At 59.1% G+C, this 25,681-nt stretch carries 23 protein-coding genes and 1 tRNA gene; 3 read left to right on the top strand and 21 right to left on the bottom strand.

Annotation, left to right across the window (positions count from 1 at the left end; translation table 11 throughout):
* The coding region (locus EKH79_RS01125; protein WP_126671940.1) for an outer membrane beta-barrel protein at positions 1-856 on the bottom strand (856 nt) is incomplete at its 3' end.
* A 192-nt stretch (positions 857-1,048) separates the two neighbouring features.
* Positions 1,049-2,500 carry a bifunctional 2-methylcitrate dehydratase/aconitate hydratase gene (locus EKH79_RS01120; protein WP_126671939.1) on the bottom strand — a complete coding sequence of 484 codons (1,452 nt, stop codon included), beginning with the start codon at positions 2,498-2,500 and terminating at the stop codon, positions 1,049-1,051.
* Positions 2,501-2,788: 288 nt separating this feature from the next.
* Between EKH79_RS01120 and EKH79_RS01115 the strand changes: the two genes are divergently transcribed.
* Positions 2,789-3,460 carry a TerC family protein gene (locus EKH79_RS01115; RefSeq protein ID WP_126671938.1) on the top strand — a complete coding sequence of 224 codons (672 nt, stop codon included), beginning with the start codon at positions 2,789-2,791 and terminating at the stop codon, positions 3,458-3,460.
* Between the two features lie 79 nt (positions 3,461-3,539).
* Here the strand turns inward: EKH79_RS01115 and EKH79_RS01110 are convergent, their stop codons facing one another.
* The 15 genes from EKH79_RS01110 to EKH79_RS01040 all read right to left on the bottom strand — a co-directional run bounded on the left by EKH79_RS01110 (position 3,540) and on the right by EKH79_RS01040 (position 17,852).
* The gene (locus tag EKH79_RS01110) at positions 3,540-4,397 is read right to left on the bottom strand and encodes an autotransporter outer membrane beta-barrel domain-containing protein (RefSeq protein WP_126671937.1); all 858 of its coding nucleotides are present in this window, start codon (positions 4,395-4,397) and stop codon (positions 3,540-3,542) included.
* Between the two features lie 288 nt (positions 4,398-4,685).
* Positions 4,686-6,074, bottom strand: a complete 1,389-nt coding sequence (locus tag EKH79_RS01105) for an acetate kinase (protein WP_199754072.1) — start codon at positions 6,072-6,074, stop codon at positions 4,686-4,688.
* 58 nt (positions 6,075-6,132) lie between these two features.
* A complete protein-coding gene (locus tag EKH79_RS01100) occupies positions 6,133-6,675 on the bottom strand; it encodes a hypothetical protein (protein ID WP_126671936.1) in 543 nt (180 codons plus the stop codon).
* Positions 6,672-7,364 (bottom strand): C39 family peptidase, encoded by a 693-nt coding sequence (locus EKH79_RS01095; protein ID WP_233590116.1) that lies wholly within the window; start codon positions 7,362-7,364, stop codon positions 6,672-6,674. Before EKH79_RS01095 ends, EKH79_RS01100 begins: the two co-directional genes overlap by 4 nt.
* Positions 7,361-7,762: a hypothetical protein gene (locus EKH79_RS01090; protein WP_233590114.1), complete on the bottom strand. Its 402-nt coding sequence runs from the start codon at positions 7,760-7,762 to the stop codon at positions 7,361-7,363. Before EKH79_RS01090 ends, EKH79_RS01095 begins: the two co-directional genes overlap by 4 nt.
* Before the next feature lie 125 nt (positions 7,763-7,887).
* Entirely contained in the window at positions 7,888-8,853 is a 966-nt protein-coding gene (locus tag EKH79_RS01085; protein WP_126671935.1) for a hypothetical protein, read from the bottom strand.
* 411 nt (positions 8,854-9,264) lie between these two features.
* The gene (gene prpC, locus EKH79_RS01080; protein WP_126671934.1) at positions 9,265-10,413 is read right to left on the bottom strand and encodes a bifunctional 2-methylcitrate synthase/citrate synthase; all 1,149 of its coding nucleotides are present in this window, start codon (positions 10,411-10,413) and stop codon (positions 9,265-9,267) included.
* A gap of 72 nt (positions 10,414-10,485) precedes the next feature.
* Positions 10,486-11,370 (bottom strand): methylisocitrate lyase, encoded by an 885-nt coding sequence (gene prpB, locus EKH79_RS01075; RefSeq protein WP_126671933.1) that lies wholly within the window; start codon positions 11,368-11,370, stop codon positions 10,486-10,488.
* A 170-nt stretch (positions 11,371-11,540) separates the two neighbouring features.
* Positions 11,541-11,633 (bottom strand) — tRNA-Ser (locus EKH79_RS01070).
* Positions 11,634-11,701: 68 nt separating this feature from the next.
* Complete coding sequence (gene csrA, locus EKH79_RS01065; RefSeq protein WP_126671932.1) at positions 11,702-11,908, bottom strand: carbon storage regulator CsrA; 207 nt, start codon at positions 11,906-11,908, stop codon at positions 11,702-11,704.
* A 270-nt stretch (positions 11,909-12,178) separates the two neighbouring features.
* Entirely contained in the window at positions 12,179-14,815 is a 2,637-nt protein-coding gene (gene alaS / locus EKH79_RS01060; RefSeq protein WP_126671931.1) for an alanine--tRNA ligase, read from the bottom strand.
* A gap of 83 nt (positions 14,816-14,898) precedes the next feature.
* Positions 14,899-15,399 (bottom strand): regulatory protein RecX, encoded by a 501-nt coding sequence (locus EKH79_RS01055; protein ID WP_126671930.1) that lies wholly within the window; start codon positions 15,397-15,399, stop codon positions 14,899-14,901.
* A gap of 153 nt (positions 15,400-15,552) precedes the next feature.
* Positions 15,553-16,182: a short chain dehydrogenase gene (locus tag EKH79_RS01050; RefSeq protein ID WP_126671929.1), complete on the bottom strand. Its 630-nt coding sequence runs from the start codon at positions 16,180-16,182 to the stop codon at positions 15,553-15,555.
* A 2-nt stretch (positions 16,183-16,184) separates the two neighbouring features.
* Positions 16,185-17,219 (bottom strand): recombinase RecA, encoded by a 1,035-nt coding sequence (gene recA / locus EKH79_RS01045; protein WP_126671958.1) that lies wholly within the window; start codon positions 17,217-17,219, stop codon positions 16,185-16,187.
* 123 nt (positions 17,220-17,342) lie between these two features.
* Positions 17,343-17,852 (bottom strand): CinA family protein, encoded by a 510-nt coding sequence (locus EKH79_RS01040; RefSeq protein ID WP_126671928.1) that lies wholly within the window; start codon positions 17,850-17,852, stop codon positions 17,343-17,345.
* A gap of 88 nt (positions 17,853-17,940) precedes the next feature.
* Here EKH79_RS01040 and mutS point away from each other — a divergent pair, with 88 nt between their 5' ends.
* Positions 17,941-20,511, top strand: coding sequence for a DNA mismatch repair protein MutS (gene mutS / locus EKH79_RS01035; protein ID WP_126671927.1), 2,571 nt, complete (start codon positions 17,941-17,943; stop codon positions 20,509-20,511).
* A gap of 290 nt (positions 20,512-20,801) precedes the next feature.
* On the opposite strand, the gene EKH79_RS01030 is transcribed toward mutS, so the two are convergent.
* Positions 20,802-21,359: a response regulator gene (locus EKH79_RS01030; RefSeq protein ID WP_126671926.1), complete on the bottom strand. Its 558-nt coding sequence runs from the start codon at positions 21,357-21,359 to the stop codon at positions 20,802-20,804.
* Between the two features lie 107 nt (positions 21,360-21,466).
* Positions 21,467-21,871, bottom strand: coding sequence for an RNA-binding S4 domain-containing protein (locus EKH79_RS01025; protein ID WP_126671925.1), 405 nt, complete (start codon positions 21,869-21,871; stop codon positions 21,467-21,469).
* A 100-nt stretch (positions 21,872-21,971) separates the two neighbouring features.
* Here EKH79_RS01025 and EKH79_RS01020 point away from each other — a divergent pair, with 100 nt between their 5' ends.
* Positions 21,972-22,580 (top strand): trimeric intracellular cation channel family protein, encoded by a 609-nt coding sequence (locus EKH79_RS01020; protein ID WP_126671924.1) that lies wholly within the window; start codon positions 21,972-21,974, stop codon positions 22,578-22,580.
* On the opposite strand, the gene EKH79_RS01015 is transcribed toward EKH79_RS01020, so the two are convergent.
* Positions 22,577-23,482, bottom strand: a complete 906-nt coding sequence (locus EKH79_RS01015) for an AEC family transporter (RefSeq protein ID WP_199754071.1) — start codon at positions 23,480-23,482, stop codon at positions 22,577-22,579. The two genes, EKH79_RS01020 and EKH79_RS01015, sit on opposite strands and share 4 nt — an antisense overlap.
* Positions 23,483-23,738: 256 nt before the next feature.
* Positions 23,739-25,607: a molecular chaperone HtpG gene (htpG, locus tag EKH79_RS01010; protein ID WP_126671923.1), complete on the bottom strand. Its 1,869-nt coding sequence runs from the start codon at positions 25,605-25,607 to the stop codon at positions 23,739-23,741.
* Positions 25,608-25,681: the final 74 nt, after the last annotated feature.

Below are 25,681 nucleotides of genomic sequence, written 5' to 3'. Positions count from 1 at the left end.
GCTCGATGTTGGTCTCGCCCTTCTTCGGACGGTCGAACTTGAAGTTGACACCCTTCAGGTCGATCACAACCTTCTGCGGGCAACCATCCGGACCCACGATCGTGCCTTCCGGCAGATCCGGGCACTTGTTGTCGCACAGGTTCACGCCGTTGCGGAACTGCTTGGAGCAGTCCGGAGCAGCCGGCGGCGGCGGTGCAACTGCAGCGGCCGGGGCCGGCACGGCACCAATGTGCGCAACGATGCTGAAGCCCAGGTACCAGTCGCCGTAACCGTTGTTCTGCGGCAGGGTCTTGTCGTCCCAGTCGTAGCGGTACGCAGCTTCCACGCGGAAGTCGGCGCTGTCGGTGATCGACTTGGAAATACCCACGCCACCCTCTGCAGCCGGATCCCAACCCTTGTCCAACGGGTTGTGGTGGTAGCTACCCATCACGCCGCCCAACAGGTACGGGCGCCAGGAGTTCCAGTCGGCGAAGAAGTAACGCGCGGCTACGCCGTAGTTGTTGTTCGACCAGGTGTTGCCCTGTCCGAACACATCGCTGTCGGCTTTGCGCTTGGTGCGATCGACGAAGAGTTCAATCGCCACGTTCGACGAAATGAACTTGCCTACGCCCAAACCGTAGAAGAACTGACGGCTGCGCGTATCGCGATCGGTGTCGTTGTAGTAGCCACCGACATAAGGAGCGATATACCAACGATCATCGAAGCCGTTAGGCCAAGCGGGAGCGCTGGTGCTGCTGGTGTCGCTGCTGCTTGGAGCTGGACTGCTTGCAGCAGTAGACGTGTTGTCTTGCGCATGAACAGCGCTTACGCCGCCCAGTGCAAGAGCAATAAGAAAATAAAGGCCCTTACGCTTCATCAGATCTCTCCTCTTCTTAATGATTAGGGCACTTCCCGCCAAGATAAAAATCCGCGTCTCGTTTATTGGTTTTGAATCCAATTAACGAATTTCCTGCGAAAGTTACCGCACCCGGCATTACGGAGTTTAACAAAATCTAAACGATCTGCAAAATCCCTGCGAATTACCTTGCATTTTCCCTTCACGCTGTCTTTACAACGTGAAGAGCCCCAGGAACGACTGGATAGGCATGGCATCCAGTTTAGCCGGATCCGCCGTGGCCTCTAGAATGGCCTTAACGCGGTGCGACGGCAAATGCCCGCGCATGGCGCCCTCAAACTTCTTCAAAAGCACGGGGATACCCTCGCCGCGGCGCTTGCGGTGGCCGATCGGATAGTCGATGGAGACCTTCTCGGTGCTGCTGCCGTCCTTGAAGAACACCTGGACCGAGTTGCCGATGTAACGCTTGTCAGGGTCGAAGTAGTCCTTGGTGAACTGCGGGTTCTCGGTCACCGCCATCTTGTCGCGCAGCGCGTCGATCCGCGGGTCGGCGGCCACGTCGTCGTTATAGTCTTCGGCGGTCAGGCGACCGAAGATCAGCGGCACGGCCACCATGTACTGGATGCAGTGATCACGGTCGGCATAGTTGGCGAGCGGACCGGTCTTGTCGATGATGCGGCAGCCGGCTTCCTGCGTTTCGATGACCACCTTCTCGATCTGATCGAGCTTGCCAGCGATCTGGCTGTGCAGCTTCATCGCGCACTCGACGGCCGTCTGTGCATGGAATTCGGCCGGGAAGCTGATCTTGAACAGCACGTTTTCCATCACGTAGCTGCCAAACGGGCGCTCGAACTGGAACGCGTTGCCTTTGAAGGCCACGTCATAATAACCCCAGGTCTTGGCCGAAAGCGCCGACGGATAACCCACCACGCCGCGGTAGACGGCATTGATAGCGTGCGTGACAGCACGGCGGCAGGCATCGCCTGCAGCCCAGCTCTTGCGCGGTCCGGTGTTCGGCGCATGGCGGTAGGTACGCAACGCACCGTTGTCGATCCAGCTATGCGAGACGGCGGTGGTGATCTGTTCCTTGTTGCCGCCCAGCATTGCCGTGGCGACCGCCGTGGAGGCAAGGCGAACCAGGATCACGTGATCCTGACCCACGCGGTTGAAGCTGTTGAGCAGCGCGTAGCAACCCTGAATTTCATGTGCCTTGATGGCGTAGGTCAGCACATCGTGCACCGTCAGCGGCTTGCCACCTTCGCGTTCGGCCTGGCGGCTGAGGTAGTCGGCCACGGCAAGGATCGCGCCGAGGTTGTCCGAGGGATGACCCCACTCTGCGGCGAGCCAGGTGTCGTTGAAGTCCAGCCAGCGGATCTGCGTACCGATGGCGAACGCCGCCTGCACTGGATCGAGCTCATGGCTGGTACCCGGAACACGGGCGCCGCCCGGCAGCGTGGCGCCCGGCACCACTGGCCCCAGATGCTTGACGCATTCGGGAAACTTCATCGCCATCATTGCCGTCGCCAGCGAATCGAGCAGCATGTAGCGGGCGGTGTCGTAAGCCTCTTTCGAATCGATCCGGTAGTCGGCAACGTAGTTGGCAATGTCGACGAGCGGCTGATCGGGGTCAGGACGCTTAGCGGAACGAATATCGTGAGCGCTCATGGCAGGGTCTCAGGTGTAGGGAAACGCCCATTGTAGCCGCCCCATCGTTTCGAGGCACCGTCCGCCGACTTGACCAGCCATCGCACCCTCTCGAAAATCCTCGCGAATCATCCCAAAGGGGAGTAGTTCCGGATACGGCAACCCGCATCCGCGCGGTGGACGTCAGCACGAGCGAGGCATCGCTCCGGGCACCGCGATGGCTTTATGCCGTGAACGAGACTTTTGCGGTGCAGGCGGGCCACGCGCGTCCGTCGTCGCCGTGTGAGTCCCGCGCGCCAAGGAATCCCAATGGCCTTCCCCACTCACCTGCTGTACGACCTGCTGACCATCGTCCTGCTCGACCTGGTCTTGGCGGGCGACAACGCCATCGTCATCGCCCTCGCCGCGCGCAACCTGCCCCGGCGCCTGCAGAAACGCGCCGTGTTCTGGGGAACCTTCGGTGCCGTCGCTGTGCGCATCGTACTGACGTTGCTGGTGGTGTATCTGCTCAATCTTCCGGGGCTGATGCTCGTTGGCGGCCTGTTGTTGCTACCGATCGCGTGGAAACTGTTGAAACCCGATAACGGTAACGCGCATGCCATCACTCCCGCCGAAAATTTTGCGGCGGCGTTGCGCACGATCGTCCTCGCCGACGCATTGATGGGTCTGGACAACGTGCTCGCCATCGCCGGCGCTGCCAAAGGACATATGGGATTGGTCGTTGCCGGTCTATTGATCAGTATTCCATTAGTCGTGTGGGGTTCGACGCTGATTCTGAAACTGATCGAACGCTTTCCTGTCATCGTCTACGCCGGTGCGGCAGCGATTGCATGGACTGCGGGCCGCATGATCAGTCACGAGAAGTTGTGGCTCGACTGGTTCACCGCGCATGGATGGATGAAACACGTACTCGAAGTTGTGTTGGTAGCAGCCGTGTGCGGCGGACGATGGTTGTTCAATCGCCGCGCACGCAACACGTGATCCGCGCGCACCAACACCCTCCTTGCCCGGGGCCGATGCGCAACGCTTGCAAACACGCAACGGCTCCGGGTCGCCGCCCTCAGAACCGGAAACGCAAGTAGACCGACGGACCATCGAGATCCAGCGCGACATCGTCGTGGTAATACTCTTTTCGATCATGCACGCTGATGCGTGTGTAATCGTACTCGGCGCCAAAGCCGACGTTCTTCCACGGGAACCATTCGACGCCCAGTGCGCCATCGTAGATGTGACCGCCGAGATCGCCGTTCTTTTTCAGACCCTGCGCGTTGAAGTACATCCGAATGTTGTCGGTGAACGCATGACGCCAACCAAGTTCCAGTTCAGGCGCCCAGGCATTTTCGCTGGCGCTCGCACCAGCTTCGCCTTCGAAGTTTCCGTTCAAGCTTGCCTGACCTTTGATACCCGCAAAAATATGGTAATAGCCGGCGCCAAGGCCTACGCCAAATACATCACTACTGTGTCCAAACCACCATTTATAAGCCGCACTTCCAAAGTCGAAATTAAGCCTGCCCGTGATGGAAGCATTTGCATCGTACGCATTGCCGTTGAAGTTGAAGGCCGCGTTCGCTGATCCGGTACGCGACTGCTCGACGCGATAGTAGTCAAAAGAAAAGCCCTGGCTATCGCCTAACAAGAAATCGGCGCGAAGTCGGGGCACCACTTCGTGCTGAGGGAAACCCAGATCGTGCTGCAGATTGAGATTACCGTGCACATCGTATTGATTCAGCCCCGCACCAATCGTCGTACTGGTATCGGCGTAATACCCACCTAGCGATAAGCTGAACCGGTCGAGTGCAGGGGAAAAGGTATCGGAACTTGAACTGTCGGTACTTTGCGCAAATACAGAACCACTTGTGAGTGCGAGCCCTACAAATATGACTCCGCTGCAAGCGGTTAAATGGGCGGTACGGCGCATGGTGCATCTCCTTGTTTAATTTTTTTGGCAAACACATGCCCGGAACGATTCATTGCGTTCCAAAGAAGTAAAGAAGTGACGGGTGATTCCGCGGCTTGAATATTAGGAACGGCAAGCGTGCACATACCGTGCAAAGCACGGGATTTTTTTGCGCACAAACTGCCAGCGGAGGATTTATCGACCCAGCGCTACGTGTATGTTCAGTGATGTCGAAGCTGCGCGGCGACCATGCAACAAAATTTGCATGAAGCCATCATGGATATGATGACGGCTTCACATGCGCGCAAATCAATACATCATCGGCACGCGAACGGTAACGGTGGCGTCAGGCGTATCACGAGTTACACCGACGCCTAGCGTGAAATTCAGCGTGCGCTTTTCGTTGAATCGATAAGAGCCGCCGATCAACAACGAGCCCAGCCAAATCTTGGTTGAACCGGGCAACTTCTGGCCACCCTCATACGTTGTGCCAAGGAACGTCTGGTCGTAACCAATACTGAGCGATGCCTTGTCGTTGAGTGCCATGCCCATGCCGATGCTGATATCGGCCTCGTTACCCACTTTCACGTTGCCCAGATACTGCCTCCCGGCCAGCAAAATGTTTTCGTATACGTTGTGGCGTTCGACGTTATAGAGATAACTCAGATTGCCGAAGAACACGACCGGGTCGGAAGGAAGCAGCCACGTTACCCCCGGTTGAAGCGTGTAGAAACCCGTGCCTGTAGGTTGCTGCAATGGCAGCCCCGTACCGGTGAGATTCTCGACACAACGCGTCACACAATCGGTGACCACCTGGAACGGATCGGTACCCGTGCGCGATTTGAAGCGGAACCAACCGATGTAATACGCGCTGTCGGCGCCACCGTTGTTGATCTGATAGCGTGCTGTCGCTTCGATATCGCCAAGTCCTCTGCCGCTGGAACTGAATACGCTGTTTACAGCAGAACCCGTGAGCACGGCACGACTGACGGTGTCATCGTGCGTATCCACGTAAGGCACGCGCACTTCCACTTCAAGCCGATTGGTGATGCCGTAACGCGCGGTGAGCACGGCAGTCTGCGTGGTGTCACGCACCTGTCGTACGTCGATCAAACCGATCAAGATGGCAGGAATGATGGTGTAGCCGACCAACGCGACTCGATCGGCAGTTGAATAACCGAACTGATACGCGGGCTCGATGACGATCTTGTTTTTCGGCGTCAAGACACCAGGCTGCTGGAAGATCGGCGCGACTTCCGGTGGCCGCGCATTCTGCGCCGGCGCCTGTCCGACAGGAGTGGAAGGCGTACCAGGCGCCGCGGGTGTCTGCTGCGATGCTTGTTGATCTGGCACCGCATCCGGCGATGGCATCGGCAATGCCGTTGCCATACCGCCGGCAGCCGCAATGTTTCCGCCGCGTTGCTTGTCCAGCTCATCCATGCCAACAGCATGCCGCAATGCCTTGTAATCGGCCTCTTGCTCGGCGAGCTGATGTTGAAGTGCGTCGATCTGGTCGCGCATCGCTTCGATGCGCTTGTCCTGATCTTCTAGCCGCTGCCGAATTACCGGCGATGACGCGGAATCGGCTGGCGACGCTGGTGACGAGGCTGGCGCATCCTGGCCAACCGCCACGCCGCAAAACAGCACGAGCCCTGCACAGCCGGCTGCGCAGGCCCACTGATTGCGTTTAGGTTCCATCTTCCTTCCCCCTTCCTTTGTGCACATGTCGTTCCCCAACTGGGCTATGTCATCGCTATCAATGTCCAAGGGCTTGTACGGACGCGTTCTGCAATGCTTGCTGCAGACCTTCGCCGCGGAATGCGTTGAGCGTATTCACCCCCACATTCAGGGTGGTGAGATTGCTGATGTTTTGATTGTTCAGCGTGTTCTGAATCACTGTCGCGCCTGCGGTTTGCCCCATCGATGACGGCGTGAAGGAGTTGCCAGGACCGATCTGTACATTCACCGTGCCAAGCGCCGATGCGAGCGCTGTAGCCTGTTGCGTGGTGATGTGCGCGATGTCGGGAACATTGACGCTGGTGTACGAAACAAGCGCGCCATCGACATAAACGGCGCGCACGATACCAAAGGAAGCTTCCAGTCCATTACCGAGATCGAACCCGCCGCGCACGGCATCCAAGCGCGCGTTGGGAACGGGAAATCCAAAGCCGGCAATTTGATGCACCGCGACTGGCGCTAAAGGTGCAGACTGCGCATGCGCAAACGCCGCGCAACTCATTGCGCCGAGCACAACGCCTATGCGCAACGCGACATGTAGCGCAGATATCGGCCGCTTCATATGTCACCCGGTCCGTATTTGGACATGGTGATCGTGTCCAGCCCACGCCGGTCGATACCTATGCCCAGTGGGGCGATGGGCGCGGAACGCCAGTCGCTATCGGCATTGAAGCGCGCGAATTCGCGCCGGTTGTGGATGACGAACAGCAATCCGCTTTTCCACAACGTGTTGAAGCGATCAATAGGAATGACACGCGTACCCAGCGCAGGGTCGCCCACCAGCACGCGTCCATAGCGAATGCCCTTGATCACCACGAAATGGTGATACCCGCGATCCTGTATCAGCACAATCGCAGGAAGCTTGGCTTTTTCCAATTGATCAAGCGATGCGTGAAACCCATCCGCATCGAAACCGATACTTTCCAGGTAAAGCTTGATGTCGAGCAGCGAAAATCCTTCCTTATTGATCTTCTTGCGATCGCCATGCATATACATCTGCGCAAAGACAATCTGCTCGTTCACCGGAAAGTCGTATTGATAAGTCAGCAACGTCGCTACTGCAGCAGAGCCGCAGCTGAAGTCATATTTCTGATGGATCGTGTTGCGGAATTTGACTTCCTTCAGCGTTGCCAGATGCATCGTGTAGGTGTGCCCTACATTGTCGTTGATGGATACCGTCGCGGCCCATGCGCCGCTCGTCGCCGTCGCGGCGAAGGCAAACGCTGCCAACGATGGCATCCATCGCTTCATGGCTTCATCTCGACGTTGACGATGACACCGTTCTGAATCAGAACATTGTTTCCCGAGTTCTGAATCACCGATGGAAGGCCTGAAGCACTTGAAAAAGCATCGCCCGTGATGGCGTTGTTTCCGGTGACAACTTGCGAGGCACTGTCATTGGATACGGTGCCAGTGATCGCTTGCGTACTGTTCACGGTGATTGCGCCACCGCTGTAGCGCTTGAGCGTATCGGCGCTTACTGGCGCGCCAAAAGCATCAACACTGCCTTGCTGCACAGTGGCCGCGGCAGGAGTGTTTGCATGCTGTGGATGACTGGCATTTGCAGGTGGATCACCCGCAAACACCCATCCTGGCAATCCCATTGCACATACCACTGCCACACTTACAACGATTGTTGACCGGGACATGGCACGACTCCGAACGCATGAGCGCATCGAATACGACCGTCTGCCGACCGGTTGCATTCGCAGCCGGTCGGCCCGCACAGCAACGGTGAAGCGATGCGCGCTTCACCGTGCTGATCAGTCGCTACTCAATGGCCGCCTACGTTCAGATTGGCTTGAACGGTCACGCCCTGCTGGATCAACGCAGCTGCGCCACTGTTCTGAGCAATCGTCGTAATGCCTGCCGCCGCTGCTGCGGTGCTGTCCATGGTGTTGGACATATCGAAGGTGCCAGCGTCGGCCGAAGTGCTACCACCTGCCCCGCCGTTGCCGCCTGCACCAGCCATGCCTTCACCACCGGTCGCTGTGCCACCAGCCCCGCCTGCGCCACCATCGCCGCCAGCACTGGCGACTGTTCCGCTGGTGCCGCCGGTCGATGTGCTGCTGCCTGTCGTCGACGATGCTGCACCGGCCGTTGCGCTACCGCCTGTGCCATCGCCGCCGGCACCTGCCGTTGCCATACCGCCACCGCCACCAGCCTTGGCTTCGCCACCGTTAGCACCCGTTGAGCCAGCACCCTCGGCACCGCTTCCTGAAAAAGCACCGCCGCTATTGGAGAACGAGCCGCCAGCCTTGCCGCTGTGTGCGTAGGCGTCGCCGCCGTCGCCGCCCGATCCGCCGCCACCCTCGTGCGCCCTGCCTCCGACGCCTTTACCGCCGCTGCCGCCTTTTCCGCCATTGGCATTGCCGTTGTCCTGTGCCCAGTTGCCGATGCCGGAGACCGAGACATTGGTAACTTCGCCGCTCAGGTCACTGCTGGCGGTTGCTGTGCTGTTATTGAATGCATCGCTGACTGTCGATGTTGCATTGCCTGCGTTCGCAGCGGCACTGCCCATGCCGTTACTGGTTGAGCTATCGCCACTGTCAGTGACAGCGACAGCGAGTGAGTTGGAGTGTGTGCTCGAGTTTGTGTTGGAGTGCGTGCTCGAGTTCGTGTTGGAGCTCGTGATCGAGCCGTGGTTCTTGTTGTTCTGATTCGAGTTGTCGTCTGCCATAGCAGGGAGGGCAAGTCCCAAGCCAAGCGTCACTGCCATAAAGATTAGAGTCTTGCGCATGTTGATTCCTCCCGGGAATGGATGCGGTTTGACCCCCTGTTTTTACTGGTGAAGCTCCGATATGTCGCAAGGTACGTGCCACTGACGCGCATACGGCATGCCCAGAACAACATGTAGTGAAATCAGTTGATTGCGGCCCATTCACGTACCTGAAAATCGTCAGGATCTTCAGGCGGTGATGCACGAATGCAACACCGCCGACGGCGGCGAAATCGTTTTCAATCGCGTATTGGTGCGCAGATGTTGCGGCAACAGCAATGTGTGCAGTAACTGTCATGCATGGATGGATGTATCAATCGTGCAACATCAGGTATCCACTCATGGCACGTCGCCAAACGAACGTTTAGTCAACACAATGTAAAAAAAGAGGGAGCTTGCGCTCCCTCTTTCTTCAACCTGACAGCGTCGCGATCAGCGCTTTTCGATCGGCACGTACGTGCGATCTTCCGGACCGGTGTAATTTGCGCTGGGGCGAATGATCTTGCCATCTTCGCGCTGTTCGATCACGTGTGCGCTCCAACCCGACGTGCGCGCAATGACGAACAGCGGCGTGAACATGGCCGTCGGCACGCCCATCATGTGATAGGCACTGGCCGAATACCAATCGAGATTCGGAAACATCTTCTTCAGTTCCCACATCAGTTTCTCGATGCGCTCTGACACTTCGAACAAGGTCGGATTGCCGCCTTCGGTGCACAGCTTGCGCGAGATTTCCTTGATGATCTCGTTGCGCGGATCGGACACGGTGTAAACCGGATGACCGAAGCCGATGATGATTTCCTTGCGCTCGACGCGTGCGCGGATGTCCGCTTCGGCTTCAGCAGCGCTGTGATAGCGCGCGATGATTTCCATCGCCACCTCGTTCGCACCACCGTGCTTGGGACCACGCAATGCGCCGATGGCGCCGGTGATGGCCGAATACATGTCCGAACCGGTACCGGCAATCACACGTGCGGTGAAGGTCGATGCGTTGAATTCATGCTCGGCATACAGCACCAGCGAACGGTCCAGCGATTGTGCGCAAAGCTCGCTCGCTTTCTTGCCGTGCAATAGATGCAGGAAGTGCGCAGCGATCGATTCGTCGTCGGTTTCCGTTTCGATGCGCTTGCCGTTGTGGCTGAAGTGATACCAGTACAGCAGCATGGAACCGAAGCTGGCCATCAGGCGATCGGCGATGTCGCGCGCGCCGGTGACGTTGTGGTCTTCCTTCTCCGGCAGCACGGTGCCAAGTACGGAGCAGCCGGTGCGCATCACGTCCATCGGATGCGTGGCGGCCGGCAGCAATTCCAGTGCGCTCTTCACCGGCGCAGGCAAGCCGCGCAGGCGCTTGAGCTTGGTGCGGTAGGCATTCAATTCCGCCCAATTCGGCAGCACGCCGTGGACCAGCAGATACGCCACTTCTTCGAAGCAGCCTTTGGCAGCCAGGTCATGAATGTCGTAGCCGCGGTAATGCAGGTCGTTGCCACTGCGGCCGACCGTGCACAGTGCGGTATTGCCTGCCGCCACGCCGGAAAGGGCAACGGATTTTTTCGGCTTGGGGGCGGTGGATTGCTCGCTCATCGGATCATGCTCCTGGTGCGGTACTTGAACTTCGGCGACGCCGGGTAGCGTCGCCAAACACGAAATGACGAATTATTTTTCGCTCGCAAACAATGCGTCGAGCTTGTCTTCGTAGGCGTGGTAGCCAAGGAAGTCGTACAGCTCTTCGCGCGTTTGCATCGTAGGAATGGTGTTCTTCTGCGTGCCTTCGCGGCGCACTGTTTCGTAGAAATTCAGCGCGGCCTTGTTCATGGCGCGATAAGCGCCACAGCAATACAGCGCGATGTCGACGTTCGCACTTTGCAACTCGTCCGTGGTGAAGAACGGCGTGGTTCCGAATTCGGTCAGATTCGCCAGAATCGGTACTTTTACGGCAGCGCGGAAGCGACGGTAATCATCGAGTGTCTTCATCGCCTCAGGAAAAATCATGTCGGCACCCGCTTCCACATAGGCACATGCACGATCGATTGCCGCATCGATGCCCTCGACGGCAGCCGCGTCGGTACGCGCCATGATCACGAAGCCCGCGTTAGTGCGTGCATCGACAGCTGCCTTGACGCGATCGACCATTTCTTCCTTCGGCACTACTTCCTTGCCGGGGCGATGACCGCAACGCTTCTGACCGACCTGATCTTCGATGTGTACAGCAGCCACGCCCACGTTGATGAAAGAACGGATCGTGCGCGCAATGTTGAAAGCACCGCCCCAGCCCGTGTCGATATCGACCATGAGCGGCAACTGCGTGGCGTCCACGATGCGTCGTGCATCGGTGAGCACATCTTCCATCGTGCTGATGCCCAGATCCGGCACGCCCAACGAATTGGCTGCGACGCCGCCGCCCGAAAGATAGAGCGCCTTGTAACCGACGCGCTTGGCCATCATGCCTGCGTAGGCAGTAATCGCGCCCATTATCTGAAGCGGTTTTTCGGCAGCAAGTGCGGCGCGGAAGCGGCTGCCGGCAGAGTCGAGTTGGGTCATCGTGGTTCTCCGAAACCATCCATTGTAAGTGATGTCTGGTTCGGGTGACGTAGCGTTGCGATATCTGGCTGTAACAGAACGAAAAATCGCGCTAGGTCGTCGGCCGAAAATTTCCGCTGCATCGTTTTTCTGACATAAAAAAAGCGCCCCAAAGGGGCGCTTTTTTTGTCTGGCGGAGAGAGAGGGATTCGAACCCTCGATAAGGCTTTTGACCCTATACTCCCTTAGCAGGGGAGCCCCTTCGGCCTCTCGGGCATCTCTCCAAAACTGTTTCCGCGGCGTCGCGGAGCCGAAAAGGATACTGGCCAGAGCCTTTCAGGTAAAGAGGCGGTTAACTTCCGCCGGTTTCACCCGAACTGCCACCCTCGCCTTCGTTCTCGCCCTTGATGCGTTGGTAAATTTCTTCGCGATGCACGGCCACGTTCTTGGGCGCATTGATGCCAATGCGAACCTGGTTTCCTTTTACACCGAGAACGGTAACGGTCACCTCGTCGCCGATCATCAGGGTTTCACCGACCCTGCGGGTCAGAATCAACATAGCTGCTACTCCATTTTAATGCTTGTGGTTACGGGCCTCCTGCGTGCTGCTGCCTCACCCCTGAGCACATCACCACGCAGATCTGACGTTGTATCCGTCAAAAGGCCCTACCGCCTTCCCCGGCTCCAAACTACCAAGTTGCCTCGAAAGACAGCTTGCCTTGACGGTGCCATCGCAACTAGCAGCGCCGTTGTCTGACCGATACTAGCCGAGCCCCAGCGACGCGTGCAATCTACACATAATTTTGACAAGCGGTCCATATGCAGCGCGTCAACCGGCTAGCTGCTTACCGATCCACTCCACTGCACCGTTCAAAATGTCTGGCAACTGTGGTTTATCTACGCCGCCACCTTGCGCCATGTCGGGGCGACCGCCGCCTTTTCCATCGATCTGATTCGCTACATACGCGACAACATCGCCGGCCTTGATCTTTCCGGTAGCGCTACCGTTGACGCCGGCCACGAGCGAAACGCGCCCGTCGGAAGCACCTGCCAGCAAGACAACACAATTCGTAAGTTGCTGTTTGAGTTGGTCGACACCATCGCGCAACGCCTTGGCGTCCAATCCCTCCACGCGTGCAGCGACCACTTTGATACCACCCACGTCGCGTGCGGTATTGGCGAGATCGCCCGTCATCGATCCGGCGGCTTTCGCACGCATCGATTCAAGTTCGCGCTCGAGTTTCTTTTGACGATCGAGCAGCTGGCGCAGCTTTTCGGTGACATCGTCGCCGCTGCTGGAAAGCATGGCAGAGAGTTCGCCCAGGCGACGCTCTTCATCGGCCACGTAGGCAAGCGCACCGGCACCCGTCACCGCTTCAATACGGCGCACGCCTGAGGCCACGCCGGCCTCGCTGACGATCTTGAAAAGCCCGATGTCGCCGGTACGACTGACGTGCGTACCGCCGCACAGCTCGGTGGAGAAATCGCCCATCTTCAGCACGCGCACTTCGTCGCCGTACTTTTCGCCGAACAGTGCCATCGCACCGAAGTCGATCGCGTCGTCGTAGGCCATTTGGCGCACTTCTGCTTCGGCATTGCGACGTACTTCGTCGTTGACCAACGCCTCGATCGTCGCGAGTTCTTCGCGACTGACGGGTTTGAAATGGGAAAAGTCGAAACGCAGGCGATCGGGAGCGACGAGCGAGCCCTTCTGGGTGACGTGCGTACCCAGCACCTGGCGCAGCGCCGCATGCAGCAAGTGCGTCGCGGAGTGGTTGAGTACTGTCGCCTGACGACGCGATGCATCGACGCTCGTATCGACAGAATCGCCAGTGCGCAGCGGCTGCGAGCCGTGCCAGCGGCCAGCGTGTCCGAAAAACACGCCGCCCATCTTCAGCGTATCGCCTACGTCAAATTCCCCAGAACCGTTCGACAGCGTACCCGTATCACCGACCTGTCCACCGGATTCGGCGTAGAACGGCGTGCGATCGAGGATGACAAATCCTTCCTCGCCATTGGCAAGTTGATCGATCTGTTTTCCTGCGCGCACGATACCGACGACCTTGCTGCCTTGCGCCGACAGTGTGTGGTAGCCGAGAAATTCCGTTGGCTTGAGCTGGCTCGCCAGTTCCGCCGGCATCTGGCCCTTGGCTTCGAAACGGCTCGCGGCGCGCGCACGTTCGCGCTGCTGCGCCATCGATTGCTCGAAACCCGCCATGTCTACGGTCAGGCCACGCTCGCGCGCGATGTCGGCGGTGAGGTCCACCGGGAAACCATAGGTGTCGTAAAGACGGAACGCGTCCTCGCCCGGGATGGTTCTGCCCGATTTCGACGCCACTTCGTCAAACACGCGCATGCCATGTTCCAGCGTTTCGCCGAAACGTTGCTCTTCGGTGCGCAGTGCTTCCTCCACGAACGCTTGCTTCGCAGCGAGTTCGGGATAGGCCACGCCCATTTCTTCGACGAGCGGCTTCACCATCTTCCAGAAGAAATCGCCGCGCACACCGAGCATCCAGCCGTGACGCAATGCACGGCGAATGATTCGGCGCAGCACGTAACCGCGGCCTTCGTTCGATGGAAGCACGCCATCAACAATCAGGAATGAGCACGCACGAATGTGATCGGCAATCACGCGCAATGATTTGTTGGCGATATCTTTCGTGTTCGTCAGTTCCGCCGCCACCTTGATGAGGTGCTGGAACAAGTCGATTTCATAGTTGGAATGCACATGCTGCAACACGGCGGCCAGGCGCTCCAGACCCATGCCGGTATCGACGCACGGTGCAGGCAGCGGCGACAGCGTGCCATCCGGCGCGCGGTCGAACTGCATGAACACCAGGTTCCAGATTTCGATGTAGCGGTCGCCATCTTCATCGGGCGAACCGGGCGGACCACCGGTGATCTCCGGGCCGTGGTCGTAGAAGATTTCCGTGCACGGACCGCACGGACCGGTATCGGCCATCTGCCAGAAGTTGTCCGACGCAAACGGTTCACCCTTGTTGTCGCCGATGCGCACAATGCGCTCGGCGGGCACACCCATTTCCTTGTTCCAGATGTCGTAGGCCTCGTCATCGGTGTGATAGACGGTGACCCACAACTTTTCCGGCGCCAGCTTGAGGACAGAGGTCAGCAATTCCCACGCGTAACGAATGGCGTCGCGCTTGAAGTAATCGCCGAACGACCAGTTGCCCAGCATCTCGAAGAAGGTGTGATGACGCGCGGTGTAACCGACCGAATCCAGGTCGTTGTGCTTACCGCCCGCACGCAGGCAGCGCTGCACGTCGGCGGCACGCACGTAAGGCAATTTTTCGCTGCCCAGGAACACGTTCTTGAACTGCACCATGCCCGAGTTGGTAAACAGCAGGGTCGGATCGCTGGCCGGCACCAGCGAGCTGGACGGCACGATGGTGTGATCCTTGGCGCGGAAATAATCGAGAAAAGCAGAGCGGATATCAGCAGTTTTCATGCGTGTCGGGGGCAAAGAGCAAGGAGGACGCGTCATCGCGGCGCTCCGCGATCGGTCCGCCCGGCCCCGCGCAAAACAGGGAATCAGGGGCTGTCGTCGGTAGCGTCGTCCACGTCGGCGTGGGTGACATCCCGTACTGTGGCGGCGGGAAAGCCTCGACGCAAGAGGAATTGCGCTCGTTTGGCCCGTTCCGCGAGGTCCGTCGTGCCTTTGGAGCCGTAGCGGCGGCGAAGCTGGGCACCGGCGGATTCGGTCCAGTCGATGCCGGCTTCGTCGATCAGGTGGCGAATCTGCGCATCTGAAAGGCCGTGACTTCTCAGCTCCACGCGTAGGCGCATGGGTCCGTAACCTTGTGCGGAACGCGTGCGGATCAGCACTTCGGCGAAGCGATCGTCGTCCTGGTACTGCTGCTCGCCGAGACGATCGAGTGCGTCGGCTGCTTCGTCCCGTTCGTAGCCGCTACGGTCGAGTTTCTGCTTCAGTTCGCGACGCGAGTGCTCGCGGCGCGCAAGCAAGCCCAGCGCCTTGCTGTACGCGCTAGGTTTGGGTTTCTCAGTGGAGTTGTCGCCTGATTTGCGTTTCATGGCCTCAAGAGCGAAGGCACCCGGCTTTTCAGCTCGTCATTCCGGCGCAGGCCGGAATCCAGTGTCGACAAGTTGTGTAAGTACCGCGACTTCTAGACGGTCCCGTTACTGGATTCCGGCCTGCGCCGGAATGACGAGCTAAAAGACGACGAGCTAAAAGACCTTGTAGACCTGTCCGGTTTGTGCACCTTCCACGCTACGGCTGAAAGCCAGCGCAGCACGCGCCGCGGTCACCGGCTCAAACCCGCGAAAGAACGGCCCATACGACGGCATGGCTTCAGTCAGCACGGTCGGGCTAATCACATTGATCCGCAAACCGCGCGGCAATTCGACGGCCGCAGCGCGGACAAACGCTTCCACCGCACCATTAACCATGCTCGCCGAACTACCTGCCACGATAGGTTGTTCGGAAAGAATCCCTGTCGTCAGGGTAATCGAACCACCATCACGCAGATGGTCACGCGCAGCAAGCGCAAGATTTACCTGCCCGAGCAGTTTGTCGGTGATGCCCAGCGTATGCAGCGACTCACCCAATGCCGCCGGCTTGAAATCGGCCAACGGCGCGAACGTCACCCTGCCCGCGGCGCTGATCACCGCATCCAGCTCGCCTGCTTCTTTCAATCCACGCAGGATGCTTTGCACGTCGGTGAGATCGATCCTGATGCTGCCGGAACTGCGTCCGGCAGCAATCACTTCATGGCGTTGCGAAAGCTCAGCGGCTACCGCGCGTCCCAACGTACCCGACGCGCCCACAAGCAGAATCCGTAGCCGCTTTTCACTCATGCTCAGGCTTCTTCGAGCGCTTCTTCGGACGTCGCCTTCGCACCACCGCCGGTTACCAGCAGGCGTGAGCGCAATTCCTGATCGAGCTCATCGGCGATCTTCGGGTTGTCCCGGAGGAACTGACGCACGTTTTCCTTGCCCTGGCCAATGCGTTCGCCCTTGTAGCTGTACCAGGCGCCGGATTTGTCGATCAGGTTCTGCGCCACGCCCAGCTCGATGATCTCGCCTTCGCGCGATGTGCCTTCGCCGTAAAGGATTTCGAACTCGGCTTGACGGAACGGCGGTGCCACCTTGTTCTTCACAACTTTGACGCGCGTTTCCGAACCGATCACTTCCTCGCCCTTCTTCACGGCGCCGATGCGGCGGATATCCAGGCGCACCGAAGCGTAGAACTTCAACGCATTGCCGCCCGTCGTGGTTTCCGGGCTGCCGAACATCACGCCGATCTTCATACGGATCTGGTTGATGAAGATCACCAGGCAGTTGGATTTCTTGATGTTGGCGGTGAGCTTGCGCAGCGCCTGGCTCATCAGACGTGCGTGCAGGCCGACGTGGGAATCGCCCATTTCGCCTTCGATTTCAGCCTTCGGCGTAAGCGCGGCGACCGAGTCGACGACGACCATGTCGACGGCGCCGGAGCGCACCAACATGTCGGCGATTTCCAGCGCCTGTTCGCCGGTATCGGGCTGCGAAACGAGCAAATCGTCGACGTTGACGCCCAGTTTCTGCGCATAGGAAGGGTCCAGCGCGTGCTCGGCGTCGACGAAGGCCGCCGTGCCGCCGTTCTTCTGGCAGCTGGCAATCGCCTGCAGGGTCAAGGTGGTTTTGCCGGAGGATTCCGGACCATAGATTTCGACCACACGGCCGCGCGGCAAACCACCAACGCCCAGCGCGATATCCAGGCCCAGCGAACCGGTGGAGACGGTCTCGATGACATCGTCAATGCGATCGCCCAGGCGCATCACCGCGCCCTTGCCGAACTGCTTCTCGATCTGGCCTAGGGCCGAAGCGAGCGCCTTGCGCTTGTTGTCATCCATCGTCTTCTTTCCGGTCGTGGTGGGTATGGCGTGCATCATGATCCGTCGCCGTCTCACGGCTTAGGATCGATGCCAGATCGAGTATCCCACATCAGTCAAGCGCACTCGCTGGCTATTTTTTGATCAATCGGCCAGCGTTTCGCGGATGCCGATCAGCGCCGCCGCCACCGTCTGCCGGCGCACGGCTTCGCGGTCACCACCGAAGAGAAAGCGCGTTGCGCGAGGCGCGGCTCCGCGACGCTGCCAGCCGATCCAGACGGTGCCGACCGGCTTGTCAGGCGTTCCGCCAGTCGGCCCGGCGATACCGGTCACGGCCACCGCGACACCCGCGCCCAAACGGTCGATGGCGCCCGACACCATTTCCAGCGCCGTCTGTTCGCTCACCGCGCCGTAACGCTCCAGTGTCGTTCGGCTCACACCCAATAATGCGGCCTTCGCGTCATAGCTGTAGGTCACCACACCCGCATCGAACCATGCGGAACTGCCGGGAAGATCGGTCAACGTTTTGGCGATCCAGCCACCGGTGCACGACTCAGCCGTCGCGAGCATGAGTTTGTGGTGCTGCATATCCGCAGCGATCTGCATTGCCCACGCTGCCAATTCGGCATCAGTAGGAACCGATGACAACTCCATGCGAGACTCCACTCTTCTCGACGCCCCAATTCACGGCGTGAAGCGGCCGTTTTACCCCTTCAGCGCCACGACGCCAAGACCTGACTAAATGAGCCAAGACGAACCTTCGTTACATACCCCATTTATGCGTCAGTACCTCGCGGCGAAGGCAGCACATCCGGACGTGTTGCTGTTCTTCCGCATGGGCGACTTCTACGAACTTTTCTACGATGACGCGCGCAAGGCCGCGCGATTGCTGGACATTACGCTCACACAGCGCGGTCAATCGGCGGGGCAGCCCATCCCGATGGCAGGTGTGCCGTATCACGCGGCCGAGAACTATCTGGCCAAGCTGGTGCGGTTGGGCGAGTCGGTGGCGATTTGCGAGCAGATCGGCGATCCGGCGTTGGCCAAGGGGCCGGTGGAACGCAAGGTGGTACGCATCGTCACGCCGGGTACGGTGACGGATGCGGCGCTGCTGGAAGAGCGCCGCGACAATCTTCTGCTCGCCATCGCGGCGGGATCGCATGGCGGTTATGGCCTTGCGTGGGTCGATCTTTCCAGCGGACGTTTTTTGCTGAGCGAAGTGTCGAACGCCGAAGCACTGGCCGCTGAACTTGCGCGATTGCAGCCAGCCGAAACGCTGGTTGGCGAAGATGTCGCGTGGCCAAAGTTGGTCAGCGCCCTGCCCGGCTTGCGCAAACGCCCGCCGTGGCACTTCGACAGCGATGCTGCCCGGCGCGAATTGAATCGCTTCTTCGGCACGCGCGATCTCGGCGGTTTCGGCGTCGACAATATGCCGTTGGCGATTGCTGCTGCCGGCTGCCTGCTCGGCTACGTGGAAGAAACACAGAAGAGCGCGCTTCCGCATCTTTCCGGCATGGCGGTCGAAAGCGCAAGCGAAACGATAGCGCTGGACGCGGCGACACGACGCAACCTGGAATTGGATACACATCCGAGCGGCCGCACCGAGCACACGTTACTCGGCGTGCTCGATGAAACCGTCACACCGATGGGCGCGCGCCTGATGCGGCGCTGGCTGAATCGCCCACTCCGTTCGCGCGAAACGCTGCGCCGACGCCATCAGGCAATTGGTGCATTGATCGAAACGCGCCGCTATGAAGATCTTCGCGATCAGCTGCGCGGCATCGGCGATCTGGAACGCATTCTCGCCCGCGTCGCCTTGCGCTCGGCGCGCCCGCGCGACCTCTCCACGTTGCGCGACGGTCTTGCCGCGGCACCAGCGCTGCGTGAGTCGATTGCGTCGGTCGATAGTCCGTTGCTGCATTCGCTGGTCGACGGTATCGGTGATCACGCTGCAACGGCAGAACTGTTAACGAAAGCCATCGTGGCGCAACCACCCGTGCTGCTGCGCGATGGTGGCATCGTCGCCGACGGCTACGACGCGGAGCTGGACGAGTTCCGTCGTCTGTCCACGCACGCCGATCAATACCTTGTCGAGCTCGAAGAACGCGAAAAAGCCGCCAGCGGCATTCCTACGCTCAAAGTGGGTTACAACCGCGTACACGGCTATTACATCGAGATCAGCAAGGGGCAGTCGGACAAGGCGCCCACGCATTACACGCGTCGTCAGACAACGAAGAATGCCGAGCGCTACATTACCGAAGAGCTGAAAACGTTCGAAGACAAAGTGCTATCCGCCAAGGAACGTTCGCTGATGCGTGAACGTGCTTTGTATGAAGCATTGCTCGATACGTTGACCGAACGCCTCGAACCGCTCAAGCATGCCGCTAACGCCATTGCCGAACTCGACGTGCTATGCACGCTCGCCGAACGCGCCGAAGCGTTGGACTGGAATGCACCGGAACTTACCGACGTTGCCGGCATCGCCATCGAGCGCGGCCGTCACCCTGTGGTGGAGAAGGTTCGCGAGGAACCGTTCGAACCGAACGATCTCGCGCTCGGCGAAGATCGCCGCATGCTCGTGATTACCGGCCCGAACATGGGCGGTAAATCGACCTATATGCGACAGAATGCGTTGATCGTCCTGTTGGCGCATATCGGCAGTTACGTTCCTGCTGCGAAGGCGGCGCTTGGTCCGATCGACCGCATCTTTACGCGCATTGGCGCAGGTGATGACTTGTCGCGCGGCCAGTCCACCTTCATGGTGGAGATGAGCGAGACGGCGAACATTCTTCACAACGCCAGCCCGCAAAGCCTGGTGTTGATGGACGAAGTAGGACGAGGCACCAGCACTTACGATGGTCTTGCTCTCGCTCGCGCCGCCGCAGTGCATCTGGCTGCGGCGAGCCGTGCCTACACGCTCTTTGCGACGCATTACTTCGAACTGACGGGGCTTGCTTCAGAGTACGCCACCATTGCCAACGTGCATCTGGATGCCGTCGAATACGGCGATCAGCTCGTCTTCATGCATGCCGTCAAGGAAGGTCCCGCGAACCGCAGTTTTGGCTTGCAGGTGGCTGCCTTGGCGGGCTTGCCCAAATCGGTGATTGCCGATGCGCGACGCACTCTGGCGGAACTAGAACGCGGCATGCATGCCCACGTCGCCGCGCCTGCTTCAGCACCTTCGTCTCCGCAACTGGGGCTGTTCGCTGCGGCGCCTTCCGTCGTCGAACGCGAACTCGAAAGCATGGATCTCGATGCAATGTCGCCGCGTGAAGCACTAGAGGCGCTGTATCGCCTCAAATCGCTTTCGTAAGAGGCTGTTCAACGTTATTGCCGATGAACGACAAACTCGGTTGTACATGGAGGTACTCCCTCCCCTGCTTGCAGGGGAGGGCTGGGGAGGGGTCACACCGCGTTGCCGCAGCATGACGGCTTCACCCCACCCCAACCCTCCCCTACTGCACGTAGGGGAGGGAGCAGATATCGTCGAGTCTCACGCAAATAGCCGCCAAAAAAATCGCCGCAGCGTCCCCTCACTGCGGCGTTTCCGTCTGAAGTCAGGCGGTACCTCGGGCTTATTCGATCGCTATCCGCTGCACGGCCTTATGCGGCCATGCCAGAGACGGTGCTGCGAATTTCTTCATAAGGCGTGACGGATGCGGTCGGCACCGGCGTTGGCAACGGCATGGGTGCGCGTGCAACAAGACGGCCGGCGCGAACCAACTGATGAATGCTCTGCTGCACTTCCTTCAGGCCGAACGGTTTCTTGATGAAGTCGTCGGCACCGAAGCGCTGCACATAGAACTGTTCGGTGGCCTGCTGGTTGCCACTGATCATCACAATCGGAATGTGCCGCGTGAGCGGATCGTGCTTCAGCGCACGTAACACGGCGAAACCGTTGATGCCTGGCAGCACGATATCGAGAAAGATCAGCTCCGGTTGCTCGGCTTTGGCGATGTCGATGGCGCTCTCGCCATCGACAGCTTTCTGCACGACGTAACCATCCTGACCGAGCATTTTCCCCAGTACAGCGCGGATGGTCGGCGAGTCGTCCACGACCAGCATCCGCGTTCCCAAGGCGGCCTGAAGTTGTCGCCCGTTGGGGGCAGCCTCGGCGGCATGGTTGCCAAGCAGACGCTTGAAGAAATTCATTCCGGTCATGATGTACCCCTAAATCCACTGCAACTTGCGCGGCTCCCATCGATTTTTGGGAACCCTCTTTTGGATCATATTCACGCAGTTTCATGCGGATTTCTGAGATGTGCTGCTCATGAGGAATCTTTAAGCCGTCGCAATTCTCGACGTTGCTGCTTGTTTGGACGCGTAGAAGGACGATTCAAGCCCGCACCACTCAAGCGTCGCTGCTCTTTCATTTGCTCGCGCGCAACCCTGCTTGCGTCGGTTTCGCGGTACAGCGTCAGGGCGACAGGAGCCGGCCCACGGACCTCCGAAAGTGCCAGGATTTCCAGCTCCAAACGCTCTTCGCCACGGGTCAGGCGGACGCGATCGCCCACGTGCAATGCCTTGGAAGGCTTGCAACCTGCATCGTTGACATCGACCTTGCCACCTTCGATTGCCTGCTTGGCCAAGCTGCGGGTCTTGTACATGCGGGCGGCCCAAAGCCACACATCGGCCCGGACTTCCTTCTGTTCTTCGTTCGTTACGTGTTTCATCGGTGGCATTATCGAATCTAGCGATGATCGTGTGCATGGCGGCGTCAAACGCCACTATGCTTGCGCAGGCCTGACGGAATCCAGTGCACGGGGGAACAGCATGCTTCTGTATCTGCTCGACCTGATTGGTGTAGCGGTATTTGCGGTGAGTGGCGTATTGGTCGCGGCACGCTCGGGCATGGACCTGCTGGGTGGTTTAGCCTTGGCGGCACTCACGGCGATCGGCGGCGGCACGTTGCGCGATGTGCTGCTCAACCGCCATCCCATTTTCTGGATCCGCGATGCGCGATATCTCTGGGTGATTCTCATCGCCGCCTTGCTCACGATGGGGTACATCGCCTTCTTTCCGCCTCCCGTGAATAGCTTGCTGATCGCTGACGGCCTGGGGCTTTCGTTGTTCGCCATCAGCGGCGCACAAATTGCCGAAGCCGACAAACATTCGCCGCTGATCGTCATCTTGATGGGAGCAATGACAGGCACCGCGGGCGGCATGTTGCGCGATGTGATGAGCGCGCGCGTGCCGATGATCTTCCAGCAGGATTTGTACGCAACGGCGGCTATCGGAGGCATCGCCGTGTATTTGATATTGCAGAAGGCCGGTCTGCCACGCACGGTCGCGGTAAGCGCTGGCGTGCTGGTGATTCTGGCATTGCGTGTTGCCGCGGTCGTATTTGGATGGCATCTGCCGCGGGTGCATGCGATGCATTAACCCGCAGGAAGCCACAGATTTCCCAACGGGATCGTGATCAACGACAAGACGATGCCAGCACCCAATATGGCGTTGGCAAGTTGAGGATCGAGGTCATATTCGTCGGCGAGAATCGCGGCAGAAATCATCGGCGCCATCGCGGCTTGCAACACGCCGACGGTCAACACCAAACCGCCGACGCCGAGTGAGTGTCCGAGCATCCAGCAAAGACACGGCGCAACAAAAAGTTTCCAGCCAAGCCCTGCCGCAAGTCCACCCGCCTGCCCTTTCTCCAGGCCAAAGCGAAATTGCATACCCACGGAGAACAGGGCCAATGGCGTGAGCGTTGCACCCAGTGGCGCCAGAACGCCATGCACAACGTCCGGCCAGCCGCCCATCCATCCAGCGACGATGCCGATGATAAGTGCCATGAAGGCAGGAAAGGTCAGAATCCGCCGCACGATCATTCCGGTGCTTGCGCTGCGGCCAGCATAAATCGAAGCAACCATCACGCCGGCCGACGCGAGCAACGGAAACGTTCCGAGTTGATCGGCGACGACGGCAATCGAAAGCCCCGCTTGTCCGCGCATGGCCGACATCATCGGGTAACCCATGAATGACGTATTGCCCAGCCCGCATACGAGCGTCATCGCTCCAATACGTTGGCGCGACCAGGCGAAACGCGGGCCGATCAACGCAAACAGCAACCATGCACCGAAGAAAACGACGAACATGGACACCACAGGGAACCACAGCTGCGTATTGAATTTGACGTGCGGAATAAGATCGAGCACGAGTGCCGGCAATGCGACGTTGATTACCCACCAGTTGATGCCCTGCACGATACCCGCGGGCAGCGTCGCCCACCGCTTCACTGCGATGCCCAGTACCAGGCAGGCGAACAGGAGAATCAGTGCGCTCATGGATACCCTTCAACAAAAAGGCGGCCGCAGTATAGCGGCCGCCTCTTGGTCGAACACGTCAGCAGGTTTGATTTCGAATCGCAAAAAAAACCAGCCCCCCCTCACTTTAAGCTCGTCATTCCGGCGAAGGCCGGAATCCAGTAACGACATCGTTTGAAGTGCATGCGCACGTATGAGACGTGCTGACACTGGATTCCGGCCTTCGCCGGAATGACGAGCAAAGGGGTGCTCATCGCGCTCGGCTTTATAGTGACTCTTAACCCAGCAACACGCGATTCATGCGCTGCACGAACGCAGCCGGATCGGGCAGCTGCGCGCCCGCAGCAATCTCCGCCTGCTCAAGCAGAAGATTGGCCAGATCCTTCGCCTTGGCCTGATTACTCTCCACCTCCACACGCTTCAACAAAGCATGCTGCGGATTGATCTCCAGCGTCGGCTTGCTATCAGGCATGTCGTGCCCGGCTTCGCGCAACAAACGCGCGAGATGCGGTGCCATTTCATAGTCGGACAACGCAAGGCACGACGGTGAATCGGTAAGACGTGCCGAGACCTTCACATCCGCAACGCGATCGCCCAGCAGTTCCTTGAGTTTCGTCAACAATGGTTCGGCAGCTTTGCTCGCCTCTTCCTGCTGCTTCTTGCCCTCTTCATCCAGCGGCAAGTCGCCCTTCGCGACGTTGCGCAGCTTCTTGCCTGCGTATTCGTGCAGGCTGCCCAGCATCCATTCGTCGATGCGGTCGGACATCAACAGCACTTCAATGCCTTTGGCCTTGAACGCTTCCAGTTGCGGACTACCCAATGCCGCAGCGTAGCTGTCGGCCGTGATGTACCAGATGGTGTCCTGGCCCACAGGCATACGGCTGATGTAATCATCCAGCGATACGTTCTGCGCGCTGCCGTCGCCCTTGGTGGAAGCAAAACGCAACAGCTTCGCGATGCGTTCGCGATTAACCTGATCTTCGCCAATGCCTTCCTTGAGCGTATTGCCGAACGCCTTGTAGAACGTCTCGAACTTTTCGGGTTCGTCTTTGGCGAGCTTTTCGATCAGATCCAGCACGCGCTTGACGCAGGCCGACTTGATGCGCTCCAGCTGACGGTTGTGCTGAAGGATCTCGCGGCTGACATTGAGCGGAAGATCGTCCGCATCCACAACGCCGCGCACGAAACGAAGGTAATTGGGCAGCAACTCTTCCGCCGCATCCATGATGAAAACACGCTTGATATAGAGCTTCAGTCCCTTGCGCTCGTCGCGGCCGCCCATCATCAATTCAAACGGCGGTTGCGACGGAATGTAGAGCAGCGTGGTGAAGCTCTGGCTGCCTTCGACGCGGTTGTGCGTCCAGGCCAGCGCGTCGTTGAAATCGTGACCGAGTGTTTTGTAGAAGCTTTGATAGTCTTCGTCGCTGATCTCGCTTTTGGGCTTGGTCCACAACGCCGAGGCGTCGTTGACGGTCTCCCACTCGTCCGTCGGCTTGTCGTCTTTCTCGACCGGCATGCGAATCGGGAAGGCAACGTGATCGGAATAGCGCGTGATAAGCGAGCGCAATTGCCAGCGCTTGAGGAACTCGTCTTCGTCGGGTTTCAGGTGCAGAACCACGGCGGTGCCGCGTTCCGGCAGATCGATCTGCTCCAGCGAATACTCGCCTCTGCCATCGCTTTCCCACTTCACGCCGTCGCTTGCGGGCGCACCGGCACGGCGGCTTAGCACCGTCACCTTGTCGGCAACCACGAAGGCCGAATAGAAACCCACGCCGAACTGGCCGATCAAACGGGCATCGTTCTTCTGCTCGTGGCTCATCGCTTCCAGAAAGCGACGCGTACCAGAGCTGGCAATCGTACCGATATTGGCAACCACTTCGTCGCGCGTCATGCCGATGCCGTTGTCGCGCACGGTGACGGTACGCGCTTGGGGATCCCAGCTCACGTCGATATGCAACTCGGCATCGCCCGATAGCAACTCGGGCTTGGCGATAGATTCAAAACGAAGTTTGTCGCAGGCGTCGGACGCATTGGAGATCAGCTCGCGCAGGAAGATTTCCTTGTGCGAATACAACGAGTGCGTAACGAGGTGCAGAACCTGCGACACTTCGGCTTCGAATTTGCGGGTTTCAACGGGTGCGGTCATATCGGATTGTCTGGATGTGAGAGCGAAAGGAATGACTTCGCTTCCGTCACTCGCTCGTGTGAGGAGGACGGAAG

Source organism: Dyella dinghuensis, from assembly GCF_003977615.1.
GTDB classification, from domain to species: domain Bacteria; phylum Pseudomonadota; class Gammaproteobacteria; order Xanthomonadales; family Rhodanobacteraceae; genus Dyella_B; species Dyella_B dinghuensis.
Note: the sequence above shows the minus strand (reverse complement) of the source record. Positions and strands in the feature narration are given on the sequence as shown.

Excerpts from the sequence above, each read along its gene's own strand:
- EKH79_RS01120 (WP_126671939.1), bottom strand. The coding sequence starts at position 2,500 with ATGAGCGCTCACGATATTCGTTCCGCTAAGCGTCCTGACCCCGATCAG.
- EKH79_RS01115 (WP_126671938.1), top strand. The coding sequence starts at position 2,789 with ATGGCCTTCCCCACTCACCTGCTGTACGACCTGCTGACCATCGTCCTG.
- EKH79_RS01110 (WP_126671937.1), bottom strand. The coding sequence starts at position 4,397 with ATGCGCCGTACCGCCCATTTAACCGCTTGCAGCGGAGTCATATTTGTA.
- EKH79_RS01105 (WP_199754072.1), bottom strand. The coding sequence starts at position 6,074 with ATGGAACCTAAACGCAATCAGTGGGCCTGCGCAGCCGGCTGTGCAGGG.
- EKH79_RS01100 (WP_126671936.1), bottom strand. The coding sequence starts at position 6,675 with ATGAAGCGGCCGATATCTGCGCTACATGTCGCGTTGCGCATAGGCGTT.
- EKH79_RS01095 (WP_233590116.1), bottom strand. The coding sequence starts at position 7,364 with ATGAAGCGATGGATGCCATCGTTGGCAGCGTTTGCCTTCGCCGCGACG.
- EKH79_RS01090 (WP_233590114.1), bottom strand. The coding sequence starts at position 7,762 with ATGTCCCGGTCAACAATCGTTGTAAGTGTGGCAGTGGTATGTGCAATG.
- EKH79_RS01085 (WP_126671935.1), bottom strand. The coding sequence starts at position 8,853 with ATGCGCAAGACTCTAATCTTTATGGCAGTGACGCTTGGCTTGGGACTT.
- prpC (WP_126671934.1), bottom strand. The coding sequence starts at position 10,413 with ATGAGCGAGCAATCCACCGCCCCCAAGCCGAAAAAATCCGTTGCCCTT.
- prpB (WP_126671933.1), bottom strand. The coding sequence starts at position 11,370 with ATGACCCAACTCGACTCTGCCGGCAGCCGCTTCCGCGCCGCACTTGCT.
- csrA (WP_126671932.1), bottom strand. The coding sequence starts at position 11,908 with ATGTTGATTCTGACCCGCAGGGTCGGTGAAACCCTGATGATCGGCGAC.
- alaS (WP_126671931.1), bottom strand. The coding sequence starts at position 14,815 with ATGAAAACTGCTGATATCCGCTCTGCTTTTCTCGATTATTTCCGCGCC.
- EKH79_RS01055 (WP_126671930.1), bottom strand. The coding sequence starts at position 15,399 with ATGAAACGCAAATCAGGCGACAACTCCACTGAGAAACCCAAACCTAGC.
- EKH79_RS01050 (WP_126671929.1), bottom strand. The coding sequence starts at position 16,182 with ATGAGTGAAAAGCGGCTACGGATTCTGCTTGTGGGCGCGTCGGGTACG.
- recA (WP_126671958.1), bottom strand. The coding sequence starts at position 17,219 with ATGGATGACAACAAGCGCAAGGCGCTCGCTTCGGCCCTAGGCCAGATC.
- EKH79_RS01040 (WP_126671928.1), bottom strand. The coding sequence starts at position 17,852 with ATGGAGTTGTCATCGGTTCCTACTGATGCCGAATTGGCAGCGTGGGCA.
- mutS (WP_126671927.1), top strand. The coding sequence starts at position 17,941 with ATGAGCCAAGACGAACCTTCGTTACATACCCCATTTATGCGTCAGTAC.
- EKH79_RS01030 (WP_126671926.1), bottom strand. The coding sequence starts at position 21,359 with ATGACCGGAATGAATTTCTTCAAGCGTCTGCTTGGCAACCATGCCGCC.
- EKH79_RS01025 (WP_126671925.1), bottom strand. The coding sequence starts at position 21,871 with ATGAAACACGTAACGAACGAAGAACAGAAGGAAGTCCGGGCCGATGTG.
- EKH79_RS01020 (WP_126671924.1), top strand. The coding sequence starts at position 21,972 with ATGCTTCTGTATCTGCTCGACCTGATTGGTGTAGCGGTATTTGCGGTG.
- EKH79_RS01015 (WP_199754071.1), bottom strand. The coding sequence starts at position 23,482 with ATGAGCGCACTGATTCTCCTGTTCGCCTGCCTGGTACTGGGCATCGCA.
- htpG (WP_126671923.1), bottom strand. The coding sequence starts at position 25,607 with ATGACCGCACCCGTTGAAACCCGCAAATTCGAAGCCGAAGTGTCGCAG.